Origin of the sequence: Pseudomonas sp. KB_12, from assembly GCF_052114545.1 — a bacterium.
GTDB lineage: Bacteria > Pseudomonadota > Gammaproteobacteria > Pseudomonadales > Pseudomonadaceae > Aquipseudomonas > Aquipseudomonas brassicacearum.
The window spans coordinates 1-16,677 of the sequence record NZ_JBFREY010000061.1 but is presented as its reverse complement, the minus strand read 5'-3'; the positions used below and the strand labels follow the sequence as shown (position 1 = coordinate 16,677).

Here is a 16,677-nt window from a genome sequence, read left to right as displayed (position 1 = left end):
ATGTCAGCCTTGTTCAGGAAGACAACGATGTACGGAACGCCTACCTGACGGGACAGCAGGATGTGCTCACGGGTTTGCGGCATCGGACCATCAGCGGCCGAGCAAACCAGGATCGCGCCGTCCATCTGGGCAGCACCGGTGATCATGTTCTTCACATAGTCAGCGTGACCTGGGCAGTCAACGTGAGCGTAGTGACGAATCGAAGAGTTGTACTCAACGTGCGCGGTGTTGATGGTGATACCACGAGCCTTTTCTTCCGGAGCGCTGTCGATCTTGTCGAAAGCAACAACGGCCGAACCGAAAACTTCGGAGCAGACGCGAGTCAGAGCAGCAGTCAGAGTGGTTTTACCGTGGTCAACGTGACCAATGGTGCCAACGTTGACGTGCGGTAGGGAACGATCAAATTTTTCTTTAGCCACGACAATTAACTCCTTGCCTAAAGGGCTGAATCAGCCTTGTTTTTTGGTAACAGTCTCGACGATATGCGACGGAGCTGTATTGTATTTTTTGAATTCCATAGAGTAGCTTGCGCGACCCTGAGACATGGAACGAACGTCGGTCGCGTAACCGAACATTTCACCCAACGGAACCTCGGCACGAATAACCTTGCCGGAAACCGTATCTTCCATACCCAGAATCATGCCACGACGACGGTTAAGGTCGCCCATGACATCACCCATGTAGTCTTCAGGCGTAACGACTTCTACTGCCATGATCGGCTCGAGCAACTCACCACCGCCCTTCTGGGCCAGTTGCTTGGTTGCCATGGAAGCAGCCACCTTGAACGCCATCTCGTTGGAGTCGACGTCGTGGTAAGAACCGTCAAACACAGTCGCCTTCAGGCCGATCAGCGGATAGCCGGCAACAACGCCGTTCTTCATCTGCTCTTCGATACCCTTCTGGATCGCCGGAATGTATTCCTTAGGAACCACACCACCTACGACTTCGTTCACGAATTGCAGACCTTCCTGACCTTCGTCAGCCGGTGCAAAACGGATCCAGCAGTGACCGAACTGGCCACGACCGCCGGATTGGCGAACGAACTTGCCTTCGATTTCACAGTTCTTCGTGATGCGCTCACGATAGGAAACCTGAGGCTTACCGATGTTGGCTTCGACGTTGAACTCACGGCGCATCCGGTCAACCAGGATGTCCAGGTGCAACTCGCCCATGCCGGAGATGATCGTCTGACCAGTCTCTTCATCAGTCTTGACGCGGAAAGACGGGTCTTCCTGAGCAAGCTTGCCCAGAGCGATACCCATTTTTTCCTGGTCGTCCTTGGTCTTAGGCTCAACGGCAACCGAAATAACCGGCTCCGGGAAGTCCATACGAACCAGGATGATTGGCTTGTCGCCATTGCACAAGGTTTCACCAGTGGTGACGTCCTTCATGCCGATCAAGGCCGCGATGTCACCAGCGCGCACTTCCTTGATCTCTTCGCGGGCGTTTGCGTGCATTTGCACCATACGGCCTACGCGCTCTTTCTTGCCTTTTACAGAGTTGATCACGCCGTCGCCGGAGTTCAACACGCCCGAGTAAACTCGAACAAAGGTCAAGGTACCCACGAATGGGTCGGTAGCGATCTTGAACGCCAGAGCCGAGAACGGCTCGTTGTCGTCTGCATGACGCTCCAGCTCGATAGTCTCGTCATCCGGGTCGGTACCCTTGATGGCAGGAATATCGGTTGGCGCAGGCAGGAAGTCGATAACGGCGTCGAGAACCAGGGGAACACCCTTGTTCTTGAAGGAAGAACCGCAAACAGCCAGGACGATTTCACCAGCGATAGTACGCTGACGCAGAGCGGCCTTGATTTCCTCGTTGGTGAGTTCTTCACCCTCGAGGTACTTGTTCATCAGCTCTTCGTTGGCTTCGGCCGCAGCCTCAACCATGTTGCCGCGCCACTTCTCGGCTTCTTCCAGCAATTCAGCAGGAATATCCTTGCGAACAGGGACCATGCCCTTGTCAGCATCGTTCCAGTAGACAGCTTGCATGTTGATCAGATCGATCTGACCCTGGAAGTTGTCTTCGGAACCGATAGCCAGCTGGATAGGCACCGGAGTGTGGCCCAGACGCTGCTTGATCTGACCGATCACGCGCAGGAAGTTGGCACCAGCACGGTCCATCTTGTTTACATAAACAAGACGCGGAACGCCGTATTTGTTGGCTTGACGCCATACGGTTTCCGACTGAGGCTCAACGCCCGAGGTACCGCAGAATACAACCACAGCGCCGTCGAGTACGCGCAGGGAACGTTCTACTTCAATGGTGAAGTCAACGTGGCCCGGGGTATCGATGACGTTGAAGCGGTGCTCGTCCTTGTACTGCTTCTCGGAACCCTTCCAGAAAGCGGTAATGGCAGCAGAAGTAATGGTAATACCACGCTCCTGCTCCTGCACCATCCAGTCGGTGGTCGCGGCGCCATCATGCACCTCGCCCATCTTGTGACTTTTGCCGGTGTAAAAAAGGACGCGCTCAGTGGTGGTGGTTTTACCAGCATCCACGTGAGCAACGATACCGATGTTACGGTAGCGGTTAATCGGTGTAGTACGAGCCATAAAGCCCTCGCAAATTGAGTGACGCTAAAATTAGAAGCGGTAGTGCGAGAAAGCCTTGTTGGCTTCAGCCATACGGTGCACGTCTTCACGCTTCTTAACTGCAGCACCTTTACCTTCAGCAGCGTCCAACAGTTCGCCAGCCAAACGCAGGGCCATGGACTTCTCGCCGCGCTTGCGGGCGAAGTCTACCAACCAGCGCATTGCCAGGGCGTTACGACGGGACGGACGAACTTCGACCGGAACCTGGTAAGTAGCACCGCCTACACGGCGCGACTTCACTTCGACCAGCGGAGCGATGGCGTCGAGAGCTTTCTCGAAGATTTCCAGGGGATCGCTGTTCTTGCGTTCCTTAACTTTGTCCAGTGCGCCATAAACGATACGCTCGGCAACGGCTTTCTTGCCGCTTTCCATTACGTGGTTCATGAACTTGGCGAGAATCTGGCTTCCGTATTTCGGATCGTCCAGAATCTCACGTTTGGCTGCTACGCGACGTCTTGGCATTGATAAGCCCTCAAACGGTCTTCAGGTTAGCCCGGGACAGCAGATGCGTGCCCGACCTTACTCTTATCGACTCAATAAAATTAAAAACTGCAAAACGGCCGATTATTTCGGACGCTTGGTACCGTACTTCGAACGACCTTGGTTACGACCTTTAACGCCGGAAGTATCCAAAGAGCCGCGAACGGTGTGGTAACGAACACCTGGCAAGTCTTTTACACGACCGCCGCGGATCAGTACCACGCTGTGCTCTTGCAGGTTGTGGCCTTCACCGCCGATGTACGAGGAAACCTCGAAACCGTTGGTCAGACGCACACGGCATACTTTACGCAGTGCCGAGTTAGGTTTTTTCGGCGTGGTGGTATACACACGGGTGCATACGCCACGACGTTGCGGGCAGTTCTGCAGCGCAGGCACGTCGGATTTCTCGACGATACGCTTACGCGGCTGACGTACCAGCTGGTTGATAGTTGCCATCTACTAGCTCCACTGTTGTCTTGCGACGCTATTGTCTTACAAGAAAAGCAAAATGGCAGGAACGAATTCCCGCCAAATTTAGGGGATCAAGAGTCTAAAGAGGATCTTGCCCCCAGTCAAGGCAAGGCCCCGACCTCCCCGCCCGCCGGATCTCGACAATTTGTCTCGATCCGCCGAACGGGGTGACCAGGGCCAGGCACTCAATTACCGCAGAACTCAGTTACCACTCGAGTTCAGTGCTTCGGTCAGTGCAGCTTCCACTTCACTGGCGCTTACGCGCAACGGCTTGTCAGCTTCACGGCGACGCTTGCGTTCGCTGTGATAGGCCAAACCGGTACCGGCCGGGATCAGACGACCCACGACCACGTTTTCTTTCAGGCCGCGCAGGTAATCGCGCTTGCCGGTTACCGCCGCTTCGGTCAGTACGCGAGTGGTTTCCTGGAAGGAAGCCGCCGAGATGAACGATTCGGTGGACAACGACGCCTTGGTGATACCCAGCAGAACGCGAGTGAACTTGGAGACAAACTTGTCTTCGCCGCTCAGACGCTCGTTCTCTACCAGTACGTGAGTCAATTCCATCTGGTCGCCCTTGATGAAACTGGAATCGCCGGATTCAGCGATCTCAACTTTACGCAGCATCTGACGCAGGATGGTCTCGATGTGCTTGTCGTTGATCTTCACGCCTTGCAGACGGTAAACGTCCTGGATCTCGTTCACGATGTACTTGGCCAGCGCACTCACACCCAGCAGACGCAGGATGTCGTGTGGATCGCTCGGACCGTCCGAGATAACTTCGCCGCGGTTTACCTGTTCGCCTTCGAACACGTTCAGGTGACGCCACTTCGGAATCAGCTCTTCGTACGGATCGGTACCGTCGTTCGGGGTGATAACCAGACGGCGTTTGCCTTTGGTCTCTTTACCGAACGCGATGGTGCCGCTGACTTCAGCCAGAATCGAGGCTTCTTTCGGACGACGGGCTTCGAACAAGTCGGCAACACGCGGCAGACCACCGGTGATGTCGCGAGTTTTCGAAGTCTCTTGCGGGATACGAGCGATAACATCACCGATCGCGATCTTCGCACCATCCGCTACACCGACCAGGGCGTTGGCTGGCAGGAAGTACTGAGCGATAACGTCAGTGCCTGGCAGCAACAGATCCTTGCCGTTGTCGTCGACCATCTTCACAGCAGGACGGATGTCCTTGCCGGCAGCTGGACGATCTTTCGCATCGAGTACTTCAATGTTGGTCATACCGGTCAATTCGTCGGTCTGACGCTTGATCGTGATGCCTTCTTCCATGCCCACGTAGGTCACGGTACCTTTCATTTCGGTAACGATCGGGTGAGTGTGCGGGTCCCACTTGGCCACGATGGCGCCAGCGTCGACCTTGTCACCTTCTTTAACCGAAATCACAGCACCGTACGGCAGCTTGTAGCGCTCGCGCTCGCGACCGAAGTCGTCAGCGATGGCCAGCTCACCGGAACGGGACACAGCAACCAGGTGACCATCCACTCGCTCAACGTGCTTCAGGTTGTGCAGACGGACGGTACCGCCATTCTTCACCTGAACGCTGTCGGCCGCGGAGGTCCGGCTTGCCGCACCACCGATGTGGAACGTACGCATCGTCAGCTGGGTACCCGGCTCACCGATGGACTGGGCAGCGATAACGCCGACCGCTTCACCGATGTTCACTTGGTGACCACGTGCCAGGTCGCGACCGTAGCACTTGGCGCAGATGCCGTAGCGAGTTTCGCAGCTGATCGGCGAACGTACGATCACTTCGTCGATGCTGTTGAGTTCGATGAACTCGACCCACTTCTCGTCAACCAGGGTGCCCGCAGGAACGATCACGTCCTCGGTACCCGGCTTGAATACGTCACGGGCGATGACACGACCCAATACGCGTTCACCCAACGGCTCTACAACGTCACCGCCTTCAATGTGCGGAGTCATTACCAGGCCATGTTCGGTGCCGCAATCGATCTCGGTCACGACCAGATCCTGGGCAACGTCTACCAGACGACGAGTCAGGTAACCGGAGTTCGCCGTTTTCAAGGCGGTATCCGCAAGACCCTTACGAGCACCGTGAGTGGAGATGAAGTACTGAAGTACGCTCAAACCTTCACGGAAGTTCGCGGTAATCGGGGTCTCGATGATGGAACCGTCCGGCTTGGCCATCAGGCCACGCATACCGGCGAGCTGACGGATCTGCGCAGCAGAACCCCGTGCGCCCGAGTCGGCCATCATGTACATCGAGTTGAAGGACTCCTGGTCGACTTCGTTGCCATGACGGTCGATGACTTTCTCTTTCGAGAGGTTGGCCATCATCGCCTTGGAAACTTCGTCGTTCGCCTTGGACCAGAGGTCGATCACTTTGTTGTACTTCTCGCCCTGGGTTACCAGGCCGGAGGCGTACTGACTTTCGATCTCTTTCACTTCTTCGGTAGCTGCACCGATGATGCGGGCTTTTTCATCCGGGATAACGAAGTCGTTAACACCGATGGAAACGCCGGAAATGGTCGAATAGGCAAAACCGGTGTACATCAACTGGTCAGCGAAGATCACGGTCTCTTTCAGACCAACCACGCGGTAGCACTGGTTGATCAGCTTGGAGATCGCCTTTTTCTTCATCGGCAGGTTGACGACGTCGTAGGACAGACCTTTTGGCACAACCTGGAACAACAGCGCACGGCCGACGGTAGTGTCGACAATACGAGTGTTGGTCACGCTGCCGCCGTCACGATCGTTCACGGTTTCGTTGATCCGCACCTTGACCTTGGCGTGCAGTGCGGCTTCGCCGGCACGGAACACACGGTCAACTTCTTGCAGATCCGCGAACACACGACCTTCGCCCTTGGCGTTGATCGCTTCACGCGTCATGTAGTACAGACCCAATACAACGTCCTGCGACGGAACGATGATTGGCTCACCGTTGGCTGGCGACAGGATGTTGTTGGTCGACATCATCAACGCACGCGCTTCCAACTGGGCTTCCAGTGTCAGCGGTACGTGCACGGCCATTTGGTCGCCGTCGAAGTCGGCGTTGTACGCAGCACAGACCAACGGGTGCAGCTGGATAGCCTTACCTTCGATCAGTACCGGTTCAAACGCCTGGATACCCAGACGGTGAAGGGTCGGTGCACGGTTGAGCAGAACCGGGTGTTCGCGAATCACTTCGGCGAGAACGTCCCAGACCTCTGGCAGCTCGCGCTCGACCATCTTCTTGGCGGCCTTGATGGTAGTCGCGAGACCACGCATTTCCAGCTTGCCGAAAATGAACGGCTTGAACAGCTCCAGAGCCATTTTCTTAGGCAGACCGCACTGGTGCAGACGCAGGGTCGGACCTACGGTAATTACCGAACGACCGGAGTAGTCAACACGCTTACCGAGCAAGTTCTGACGGAAACGACCCTGCTTACCCTTGATCATGTCAGCCAGGGATTTCAGAGGACGCTTGTTGGAACCGGTGATAGCGCGGCCACGACGACCGTTGTCGAGCAGTGCGTCGACCGCTTCCTGCAACATACGCTTTTCGTTGCGCACGATGATGTCCGGAGCGGACAGATCGAGCAGACGCTTCAAGCGGTTGTTACGGTTGATCACTCGACGATACAGATCGTTGAGGTCGGAAGTCGCGAAACGACCGCCATCGAGCGGAACCAGTGGACGCAGATCTGGCGGCAGAACCGGCAGAACGGTCAGCACCATCCACTCCGGCAGGTTGCCGGAACCCTGGAAGGCTTCCATCAACTTCAGACGCTTGGACAGCTTCTTGATCTTGGTTTCGGAGTTGGTTTGCGGAATTTCTTCGCGCAGACGGCCAATCTCGTGTTCCAGGTCGATAGCGTGCAGCAGTTCGCGGACAGCTTCGGCACCCATGCGGGCATCGAAATCGTCGCCGAACTCTTCCAGCGCTTCGAAGTACTGCTCGTCGTTGAGCAGCTGACCTTTTTCAAGGGTGGTCATGCCTGGATCGATAACGACATAGCTCTCGAAGTAGAGAACGCGTTCGATATCACGCAGGGTCATGTCCATCAGCAGGCCGATACGGGACGGCAGCGATTTCAGGAACCAGATGTGAGCAACCGGCGAGGCCAGTTCGATGTGCGCCATGCGCTCACGACGAACTTTTGCCAGCGCGACTTCAACGCCGCACTTCTCGCAGATCACACCACGGTGCTTCAAGCGCTTGTACTTACCGCACAGGCACTCGTAATCCTTGACCGGGCCAAAGATCTTGGCGCAGAACAGGCCGTCACGCTCAGGTTTGAACGTACGGTAGTTAATGGTTTCCGGCTTTTTAACTTCACCGAACGACCACGAACGGATCATCTCAGGCGATGCCAATCCAATACGGATGGCGTCGAACTCTTCGACTTGACCCTGGTTTTTCAGCAAATTCAGTAGGTCTTTCAAGGCCTTTCCTCCTGGCGGAGCAGAGAGCGGGCAAAACAGCCCCGCTCTCGATTCGCGTCACGTGTTATTCGGTTTCCAGATCGATATCGATGCCGAGGGAACGAATTTCCTTGATCAACACGTTGAAAGACTCGGGCATGCCCGGCTCCATACGGTGATCGCCGTCCACGATGTTTTTGTACATCTTGGTCCGGCCGTTCACATCGTCCGACTTCACTGTGAGCATTTCTTGCAGAGTGTATGCAGCACCGTACGCTTCCAGTGCCCAGACCTCCATCTCCCCGAAACGCTGACCACCGAACTGCGCCTTACCACCCAGCGGCTGCTGAGTAACCAGGCTGTAAGAACCGGTAGAACGAGCGTGCATCTTGTCGTCTACCAAGTGGTTCAGCTTCAGCATGTACATGTAGCCAACGGTAACCGGGCGCTCGAACTTGTTGCCGGTACGGCCGTCGAACAGCTGCATCTGGCCGCTTTCTGGCAAGTCTGCCAGTTTCAGCATGGCCTTGATTTCGCTTTCCTTGGCACCGTCGAACACCGGAGTAGCCATTGGAACGCCGCCGCGCAGGTTCTTCGCCAGATCCAGGATTTCCTGGTCGGTGAAGGTGTCCAGCTCTTCGTTGCGGCCGCCGATCTCGTTGTAGATCTCGTGCAGGAACTTACGCAGGTCAGCGACCTTGCGCTGCTCTTCGATCATACGGTTGATCTTCTCGCCCAAGCCCTTGGCCGCGAGGCCCAGGTGGGTTTCAAGGATCTGACCAACGTTCATACGCGAAGGTACGCCCAACGGGTTGAGGACCACATCGACCGGGGTGCCATTGGCATCGTGCGGCATGTCTTCAACCGGCATGATCACGGAGACCACACCCTTGTTACCGTGACGACCGGCCATCTTGTCGCCCGGCTGGATGCGGCGACGGATTGCCAGGTAAACCTTGACGATTTTCAGCACGCCTGGAGCCAGGTCATCGCCCTGCTGCAGTTTGCGCTTCTTGTCTTCGAACTTGTCGTCCAGCAGACGGCGGCGATCAACGATGTAGGCCTGAGCCTTCTCGAGCTGCTCGTTCAGAGCATCTTCAGCCATGCGCAGTTTGAACCACTGGCCATGCTCAAGACCGTCGAGAACTTCGTCGGTGATTTCCTGACCTTTCTTCAGGCCGGCGCCGCCTTCGGCTTTGTGGCCGACCAGAGCGGAGCGCAGACGCTCGAAAGTTGCGCCTTCGACGATACGGAACTCTTCGTTCAGGTCCTTGCGGATCTCGTCGAGTTGAGTCTTCTCAATGGACAGTGCACGAGCATCACGCTCAACACCGTCGCGAGTGAAGACCTGTACGTCGATGACGGTACCCTTGGTGCCGGTAGGCACGCGCAGGGAGGTGTCTTTAACGTCGCTGGCTTTTTCACCGAAGATGGCACGCAGCAGTTTTTCTTCCGGAGTCAGCTGGGTCTCGCCTTTCGGAGTGACCTTGCCCACCAGGATGTCGCCTGCGCCTACTTCAGCACCTACGTAAACGATACCGGCTTCGTCCAGCTTGTTCAGTGCAGCTTCACCCACGTTCGGGATGTCCGCAGTGATTTCCTCTGGGCCAAGCTTGGTGTCACGGGCCACACAGGTCAGTTCCTGGATGTGGATCGTGGTGAAGCGGTCTTCCTGAACCACACGCTCGGACAGGCAGATGGAGTCTTCGAAGTTGAAGCCGTTCCATGCCATGAACGCGATGCGCATGTTCTGACCCAACGCCAGTTCACCCATATCGGTGGACGGACCGTCGGCCATGATGTCGCTGCGCTGAACCCGATCACCCTTGCTCACCAGCGGACGCTGGTTGATGCAGGTGTTCTGGTTGGAGCGGGTGTATTTGGTCAGGTTGTAGATGTCGACACCGGCTTCGCCAGTTTCAACTTCGTCATCGGCAACACGAACCACGATACGGCTGGCGTCGACGGAGTCGATCACGCCACCACGACGAGCCACGACGCAAACGCCGGAGTCACGGGCAACGTTACGCTCCATGCCGGTACCTACCAGCGGCTTGTCGGCACGCAGGGTGGGTACAGCTTGACGCTGCATGTTCGAACCCATCAACGCACGGTTGGCGTCGTCGTGCTCGAGGAACGGGATCAGCGACGCTGCAACCGAAACTACCTGCTTCGGCGATACGTCCATCAAGGTGACGTCTTCCGGCGCCTTGACGGTGAACTCGTTCAAGTGACGAACAGCTACCAGCTCGTCGATCAGGACTTTCTTGTCGTTCATCGTGGCCGAAGCCTGAGCGATCACGTGATCTGCTTCTTCGATGGCGGACAGGAACACGATCTCGTCGGTCACCAGGGCGTCTTTCACCACACGGTACGGGCTCTCGAGGAAGCCGTACTGGTTGGTGCGCGCATAGGCAGCCAGGGAGTTGATCAGACCGATGTTCGGACCTTCCGGCGTTTCGATCGGGCATACACGACCGTAGTGCGTCGGGTGTACGTCACGAACCTCGAAGCCTGCACGCTCACGGGTCAGACCGCCCGGGCCGAGTGCGGAGACACGACGCTTGTGGGTGATCTCGGACAGCGGGTTGTTCTGGTCCATGAACTGGGACAGCTGGCTCGAACCGAAGAACTCCTTCACCGCCGCAGCCACAGGCTTGGCGTTGATCAGGTCTTGCGGCATCAGGCCTTCGCTTTCAGCCATCGACAGACGTTCCTTGACCGCACGCTCTACGCGCACCAGGCCAACACGGAACTGGTTCTCGGCCATCTCGCCTACACAGCGAACACGACGGTTACCCAGGTGGTCGATGTCATCGACGATGCCCTTGCCGTTACGGATGTCGACCAGGGTCTTGAGGACAGCAACGATGTCGTCCTTGTTCAGTACACCCGAACCTTCGATTTCGGTACGACCGATACGACGGTTGAACTTCATCCGGCCGACCGCAGACAGGTCATAACGCTCAGGGCTGAAGAACAGGTTGTTGAACAGGGTCTCGGCTGCATCCTTGGTTGGCGGCTCGCCAGGACGCATCATGCGATAGATCTCGACCAGGGCTTCCAGTTGGTTGCCGGTGGAGTCGATCTTCAGCGTGTCGGAGATGAACGGGCCGCAGTCGATGTCGTTGGTGTACAGCGTCTCGATGCGAACGACCTGGGCCTTGGCGATTTTTGCCAGGATCTCGGTGTTCAGCTCGGTGTTGCACTCTGCCAGGATTTCGCCGGTGGCCGGATGCACGATGACCTTGGCCGTGGTGCGACCCAGGACGTAGTCCAGAGGCACCTGCAGCTCTTTGATCCCGGCTTTTTCCAGCTGGTTGATGTGGCGAGCGGTGATACGACGACCCTGCTCGACAATAACCTTGCCTTTGTCATCCTGGATATCGAGGACAGCGATTTCACCGCGCAGGCGCTGAGGCACCAGTTCCAGGCTGAGGTTTTCACCTTGCACATGGAAAACGTTGGTGGTGTAGAACGCGTCCAGCACTTCTTCGGTGGTATAGCCGAGCGCGCGCAGCAGTACCGATGCAGGCAGCTTGCGACGACGGTCGATACGCACGAATACGCAGTCTTTCGGGTCGAACTCGAAGTCCAACCACGAACCGCGGTAAGGAATGATGCGCGCGGAGTAAAGCAGTTTGCCGGAGCTGTGCGTCTTGCCACGGTCGTGGTCGAAGAACACGCCCGGAGAACGGTGCAGCTGGGAAACGATTACACGCTCGGTACCGTTGATTACGAAGGTACCGTTCTCAGTCATCAGGGGGATTTCACCCATGTAGACTTCTTGCTCTTTGATGTCCTTGATCGCTTTGTTCGACGATTCTTTGTCGAAAATGATCAGGCGCACTTTTACCCGCAAAGGTACGGCGTAAGTAACACCGCGCAATACGCATTCTTTGACATCAAATGCCGGTTCGCCCAGGCGATAACCGACGTACTCCAGCGCAGCATTGCCGGAGTAGCTGATGATCGGGAAAACGGATTTGAAGGCCGCATGCAGGCCCACGTCGCGGAACTGATCTTTAGTCGCTCCCGCTTGCAAGAATTCACGATACGAATCCAGCTGGATGGCCAGGAGGTACGGCACATCCATGACGTCCGGCAACTTGCTAAAGTCCTTGCGGATACGTTTTTTCTCAGTATATGAGTAAGCCATCAGCGTTCCCCAGCTTGGTCACCTGCTTGTTTGGCCCCTCCCGACGGGAGCAGCCAGAAAATCGTGCAAACCCCATGGTTTGCGCCACCACATCGGGTGGTTACAGCTCGCGATCAGCACCGACCCAGTCGGCTGCCAATAACGGAAAAAGGCCGGTGGCAAGAGCCACCAGCCATCAGCCTGTCGCTTAACGCTCGGGCTGGAGACGCAAAGTCGATGCTTACTTCAGCTCGACTTTAGCGCCTGCTTCTTCCAGAACTGCTTTGGCTTTGTCAGCTGCGTCTTTGGCAACAGCTTCCAGAACCATGGCAGGAGCGCCGTCAACTACAGCCTTGGCTTCTTTCAGGCCCAGACCGGTCAGTTCACGTACTGCCTTGATCACGTTTACTTTCTTCTCGCCAGCTTCGGTCAGCATGACGTTGAATTCGGTTTGCTCTTCAACAACGGCGGCAGCAGCAGCTGGGCCAGCGGAAGCAGCGGCAGCGGAAACGCCGAATTTCTCTTCGAAAGCTTTGATCAGCTCAACAACCTGCAGAACCGACATTTCAGCTACGGCGTTGAGGATATCGTCTTGGGAGATAGACATTACTGTATTTCCTGAATTGGGGGACGGCCTACGCGGCCATCGAAATAAACAAAAAAGCGCGAGAGGAAGTGCTCAGCCTTAGGCTGCGGCAGCTTCTTTTTGCTCGCGAACTGCAGCCAGAGTACGAGCCAGCTTGCTGGTAGCGCCTTGAATCACGCTCATCAGCTGCGAAATGGCTTCGTCGCGGGTCGGCAGTGTTGCCAGTACATCGATCTGATTAGCTGCGAGGAACTTGCCCTCGAACGCAGCTGCCTTGATCTCGAACTTATCCTGACCCTTGGCGAATTCCTTGAACAAACGGGCAGCAGCGCCTGGATGATCTTTGGAGAACGCGATCAGGGTCGGGCCGGTGAACACGTCGTTGAGAACACTGTATTCAGTGCCAGCAACAGCGCGCTTGAGCAGGGTGTTACGTACGACACGTACGTAAACGCCAGCTTCACGAGCCTCTTTACGGAGTCCGGTCATTGCGCCTACTGTTACGCCACGGGCATCAGCCACGACAGCGGACAGAGCGACTTTGGCAGCCTCGTTGACTTCAGCGACGATGGCCTTCTTGTCTTCGAGATTAATTGCCACGGGTTTAACTCCTGCTTGTTACCGTTTCATTCAGTCGAAACCGAATGTCGTTTTGGTGTCTGATTCGGTAAGGAACCGGGAGCACCATCTGCGTAGGCTTGTGGTTTAAGACTTGCGCCGCCTACGGTCTTGGACAGCCCCCGCCAGGCAGGGACCCCAATTTTTTGATTGGCGCAATTACTTGCGCCAATCTGAGTCTTACGCGTCGAGCGAGCTCTGATCGATGACCAGACCTGGGCCCATAGTGGTGCTCAGGGTAACGCGCTTGACGTAGATACCTTTCGAAGAAGCTGGCTTGATACGCTTCAGATCAGCGATCAGGGCTTCAACGTTTTCCTTCAGCTTGACGGCGTCGAAGCCGATCTTGCCAACGGAAGTGTGGATGATGCCGTTTTTGTCGGTGCGATAACGAACCTGACCAGCCTTGGCGTTTTTAACCGCGGTGGCTACGTCTGGGGTTACGGTGCCGACTTTAGGGTTAGGCATCAGACCACGTGGACCGAGGATCTGACCCAACTGACCTACAACGCGCATGGCATCCGGAGATGCAATCACTACGTCATAGTTCAGGTCGCCGCCCTTCATTTCAGCAGCCAGATCGTCCATGCCTACGCGATCAGCACCAGCAGCCAGAGCAGCTTCAGCTGCTGGGCCCTGGGTGAAGACAGCTACACGAACGGTCTTGCCAGTGCCGTGTGGCAGCACGGTAGCGCTACGAACGACCTGGTCGGATTTACGTGGGTCAACGCCCAGGTTTACAGCAACGTCGAACGACTCGCTGAACTTGACAGTCGACAGCTCAGCCAGCAGAGCGGCGGCGTCTACAAAGTTGTAGGCCTTGCCTGCTTCGATTTTGCCGGCGATAGCCTTTTGACGCTTGGTCAGCTTAGCCATTACACACCCTCCACGTTAAGGCCCATGCTACGAGCAGAACCGGCGATAGTACGCACGGCTGCATCCATATCAGCTGCAGTCAGATCCGCGTTTTTGGTTTTCGCGATTTCTTCCAGCTGAGCACGGGTAACGGTGCCAACCTTAACGGTGTTTGGACGAGCGGAGCCGCTGGTCAAACCTGCAGCCTTCTTCAGCAGAACCGAAGCTGGGGTGCTTTTTGTTTCGAAAGTGAAGCTACGGTCGCTGTAGACAGTGATGATCACTGGAGTCGGCAGACCTGGCTCAAGACCCTGAGTACGGGCGTTGAAGGCCTTGCAGAATTCCATGATGTTCACGCCGTGCTGACCCAGGGCAGGACCAACAGGTGGGCTTGGGTTAGCCTGAGCGGCCTTCACTTGCAGCTTGATGTAAGCGGTAATTTTCTTGGCCATGAGGCACTCCAATTACGGGTTCGAACGCCTCGAAAGGCTCCCCGGTTACTTGCGCGTTTATCCCAGTGACGACAAAACCCCACAGCCTTGGGCTGCGGGGTTGGGATGCCTGCTCAATCAGACCTTTTCGACCTGACTGAACTCTAGCTCTACCGGAGTAGAGCGACCGAAAATGAGCACTGCCACTTGGATCCGGCTCTTTTCGTAGTTAACTTCTTCAACCGTGCCGTTGAAATCAGCGAATGGACCGTCGGTGACGCGTACAACCTCACCTGGTTCAAACAGTGTCTTCGGCTTCGGCTTGTCGCTACCATCAGCGACGCGACGCAGAATCGCTTCTGCCTCTTTATCCGTGATCGGTGCAGGCTTGTCGGCGGTACCGCCAATGAAGCCCATCACCCGAGGGGTATCCTTGACCAAGTGCCAAGTCCCTTCGTTCATATCCATCTGTACCAGCACGTAGCCCGGAAAGAACTTACGTTCACTTTTGCGCTTCTGGCCATTACGCATCTCAACCACTTCTTCAGTGGGGACCAGAATCTCGCCAAAGCCATCTTCCATGCCAGCCAGCTTTACGCGCTCTACCAGCGAGCGCATAACATGCTTCTCGTAACCCGAGTAAGCATGCACAACGTACCAACGCTTAGCCACGGGACACCCTTAGCCAACAATCAAGGAAACAAGCCAGCCGAGCAGGGAATCGAGCCCCCACAACAGCAACGCCATTACCAGAACAACAGCCACAACGATCAACGTGGTCTGCGTGGTTTCTTGGCGAGTCGGCCATACGACTTTACGAATCTCAGTGCGAGCTTCCTTAGCGAGTACAAAGAAAGACTTGCCCTTGGCTGTCTGCAGGCCTACAAAGGCAGCAACAGCAGCAATGGCGAGCAATGCAAGTACGCGGTACAGGATCGGCGAAGCAGAATAATACTGATTGCCAACAACGCCAATAACCACCAAAGCAACTACCACTAGCCACTTGAGCAGATCGAAGCGAGAGCCTTGAGCTTCAGCTTTAGGAGTCATCTATGAAGATCCTGTGAAAAGAAAGCCAGACACACTGAGTGAATCTGGCAGGTCAGGAGGGAATCGAACCCCCAACCTACGGTTTTGGAGACCGTCGCTCTGCCAATTGAGCTACTGACCTAAAACAAAATCAGGCCGACCATTATGCCGGCCCGAAAAAGACATTACAACTGTTTACTCGATGACTTTGGCTACGACGCCGGCGCCGACGGTACGACCGCCTTCACGGATAGCGAAACGCAGACCGTCTTCCATCGCAATGGTCTTGATCAAGGTAACAGTCATCTGAATGTTGTCACCTGGCATTACCATTTCAACGCCTTCTGGCAGCTCGCAGTTACCAGTCACGTCAGTTGTACGGAAGTAGAACTGTGGACGATAGCCTTTGAAGAACGGAGTATGACGACCGCCTTCTTCCTTGCTCAGAACGTAAACTTCTGCGGTGAACTTGGTGTGCGGCTTGACGGTGCCCGGCTTGACCAGAACCTGGCCACGCTCAACGTCGTCACGCTTGGTGCCGCGCAGCAGCACGCCGCAGTTCTCGCCAGCACGACCCTCGTCGAGCAGCTTGCGGAACATTTCAACGCCAGTGCAGGTAGTTTTCTGAGTATCGCGCAGACCGACGATCTCAACTTCTTCCTGGATACGGACGATGCCACGCTCAACACGACCAGTCACAACAGTACCGCGACCGGAGATCGAGAATACGTCTTCGATCGGCATCAGGAACGGCTTGTCGATAGCACGCTCTGGCTCTGGGATGTAGCTGTCCAGAGTTTCCACCAGCTTCTTGACAGCAGTGGTACCCATTTCGTTGTCGTCTTGGCCGTTCAGAGCCATCAGAGCCGAACCGATGATGATTGGAGTGTCATCACCCGGGAAATCGTAAGTGCTCAGCAGATCGCGCACTTCCATCTCAACCAGCTCCAGCAGCTCAGCGTCGTCAACCATGTCAGCCTTGTTCAGGAAGACAACGATGTACGGAACGCCTACCTGACGGGACAGCAGGATGTGCTCACGGGTTTGCGGCATCGGACCATCAGCGGCCGAGCAAACCAGGATCGCGCCGTCCAT

At 56.1% G+C, this 16,677-nt stretch carries 13 protein-coding genes and 1 tRNA gene; all 14 read right to left on the bottom strand.

The window, feature by feature from the left end; all coding sequences use genetic code 11:
* Positions 1 to 419, bottom strand: a 419-nt coding sequence (locus tag AB4Z20_RS27385; protein ID WP_442091118.1) for a GTP-binding protein, incomplete at its 3' end; no start/stop codon positions are given.
* Positions 420 to 449: 30 nt separating this feature from the next.
* Positions 450 to 2,555: an elongation factor G gene (fusA, locus tag AB4Z20_RS27380; protein ID WP_214512566.1), complete on the bottom strand. Its 2,106-nt coding sequence runs from the start codon at positions 2,553 to 2,555 to the stop codon at positions 450 to 452.
* Positions 2,556 to 2,585: 30 nt separating this feature from the next.
* Positions 2,586 to 3,056: a 30S ribosomal protein S7 gene (gene rpsG, locus AB4Z20_RS27375; protein WP_003186074.1), complete on the bottom strand. Its 471-nt coding sequence runs from the start codon at positions 3,054 to 3,056 to the stop codon at positions 2,586 to 2,588.
* 102 nt (positions 3,057 to 3,158) lie between these two features.
* Complete coding sequence (gene rpsL, locus AB4Z20_RS27370; RefSeq protein WP_003186084.1) at positions 3,159 to 3,530, bottom strand: 30S ribosomal protein S12; 372 nt, start codon at positions 3,528 to 3,530, stop codon at positions 3,159 to 3,161.
* 216 nt (positions 3,531 to 3,746) lie between these two features.
* Entirely contained in the window at positions 3,747 to 7,946 is a 4,200-nt protein-coding gene (gene rpoC, locus AB4Z20_RS27365) for a DNA-directed RNA polymerase subunit beta' (protein ID WP_018611969.1), read from the bottom strand.
* Positions 7,947 to 8,010: 64 nt separating this feature from the next.
* Positions 8,011 to 12,084, bottom strand: coding sequence for a DNA-directed RNA polymerase subunit beta (gene rpoB, locus AB4Z20_RS27360; RefSeq protein WP_024619109.1), 4,074 nt, complete (start codon positions 12,082 to 12,084; stop codon positions 8,011 to 8,013).
* Positions 12,085 to 12,304: 220 nt separating this feature from the next.
* Positions 12,305 to 12,670 carry a 50S ribosomal protein L7/L12 gene (rplL, locus tag AB4Z20_RS27355; RefSeq protein WP_053125869.1) on the bottom strand — a complete coding sequence of 122 codons (366 nt, stop codon included), beginning with the start codon at positions 12,668 to 12,670 and terminating at the stop codon, positions 12,305 to 12,307.
* Positions 12,671 to 12,748: 78 nt separating this feature from the next.
* A complete protein-coding gene (rplJ, locus tag AB4Z20_RS27350; protein ID WP_214512567.1) occupies positions 12,749 to 13,249 on the bottom strand; it encodes a 50S ribosomal protein L10 in 501 nt (166 codons plus the stop codon).
* 198 nt (positions 13,250 to 13,447) lie between these two features.
* Positions 13,448 to 14,143, bottom strand: coding sequence for a 50S ribosomal protein L1 (rplA, locus tag AB4Z20_RS27345; protein WP_003186095.1), 696 nt, complete (start codon positions 14,141 to 14,143; stop codon positions 13,448 to 13,450).
* Positions 14,143 to 14,574 (bottom strand): 50S ribosomal protein L11, encoded by a 432-nt coding sequence (gene rplK / locus AB4Z20_RS27340; RefSeq protein WP_003176435.1) that lies wholly within the window; start codon positions 14,572 to 14,574, stop codon positions 14,143 to 14,145. The genes rplA and rplK overlap by 1 nt, the downstream gene beginning before the upstream one ends.
* A 117-nt stretch (positions 14,575 to 14,691) precedes the next feature.
* The gene (gene nusG, locus AB4Z20_RS27335; protein WP_003186097.1) at positions 14,692 to 15,225 is read right to left on the bottom strand and encodes a transcription termination/antitermination protein NusG; all 534 of its coding nucleotides are present in this window, start codon (positions 15,223 to 15,225) and stop codon (positions 14,692 to 14,694) included.
* A gap of 9 nt (positions 15,226 to 15,234) precedes the next feature.
* The gene (gene secE, locus AB4Z20_RS27330) at positions 15,235 to 15,603 is read right to left on the bottom strand and encodes a preprotein translocase subunit SecE (RefSeq protein WP_003206102.1); all 369 of its coding nucleotides are present in this window, start codon (positions 15,601 to 15,603) and stop codon (positions 15,235 to 15,237) included.
* A gap of 45 nt (positions 15,604 to 15,648) precedes the next feature.
* Positions 15,649 to 15,724, bottom strand: a tRNA-Trp gene (locus tag AB4Z20_RS27325).
* 53 nt (positions 15,725 to 15,777) lie between these two features.
* Positions 15,778 to 16,677, bottom strand: a 900-nt coding sequence (gene tuf, locus AB4Z20_RS27320) for an elongation factor Tu (protein ID WP_442091112.1), incomplete at its 5' end; no start/stop codon positions are given.

Bases quoted from the DNA above. Each gene is read 5' to 3' on its own strand.
- fusA (WP_214512566.1), bottom strand. From the start codon at position 2,555: ATGGCTCGTACTACACCGATTAACCGCTACCGTAACATCGGTATCGTT.
- rpsG (WP_003186074.1), bottom strand. From the start codon at position 3,056: ATGCCAAGACGTCGCGTAGCAGCCAAACGTGAGATTCTGGACGATCCG.
- rpsL (WP_003186084.1), bottom strand. From the start codon at position 3,530: ATGGCAACTATCAACCAGCTGGTACGTCAGCCGCGTAAGCGTATCGTC.
- rpoB (WP_024619109.1), bottom strand. From the start codon at position 12,084: ATGGCTTACTCATATACTGAGAAAAAACGTATCCGCAAGGACTTTAGC.
- rplL (WP_053125869.1), bottom strand. From the start codon at position 12,670: ATGTCTATCTCCCAAGACGATATCCTCAACGCCGTAGCTGAAATGTCG.
- rplA (WP_003186095.1), bottom strand. From the start codon at position 14,143: ATGGCTAAGCTGACCAAGCGTCAAAAGGCTATCGCCGGCAAAATCGAA.
- rplK (WP_003176435.1), bottom strand. From the start codon at position 14,574: ATGGCCAAGAAAATTACCGCTTACATCAAGCTGCAAGTGAAGGCCGCT.
- secE (WP_003206102.1), bottom strand. From the start codon at position 15,603: ATGACTCCTAAAGCTGAAGCTCAAGGCTCTCGCTTCGATCTGCTCAAG.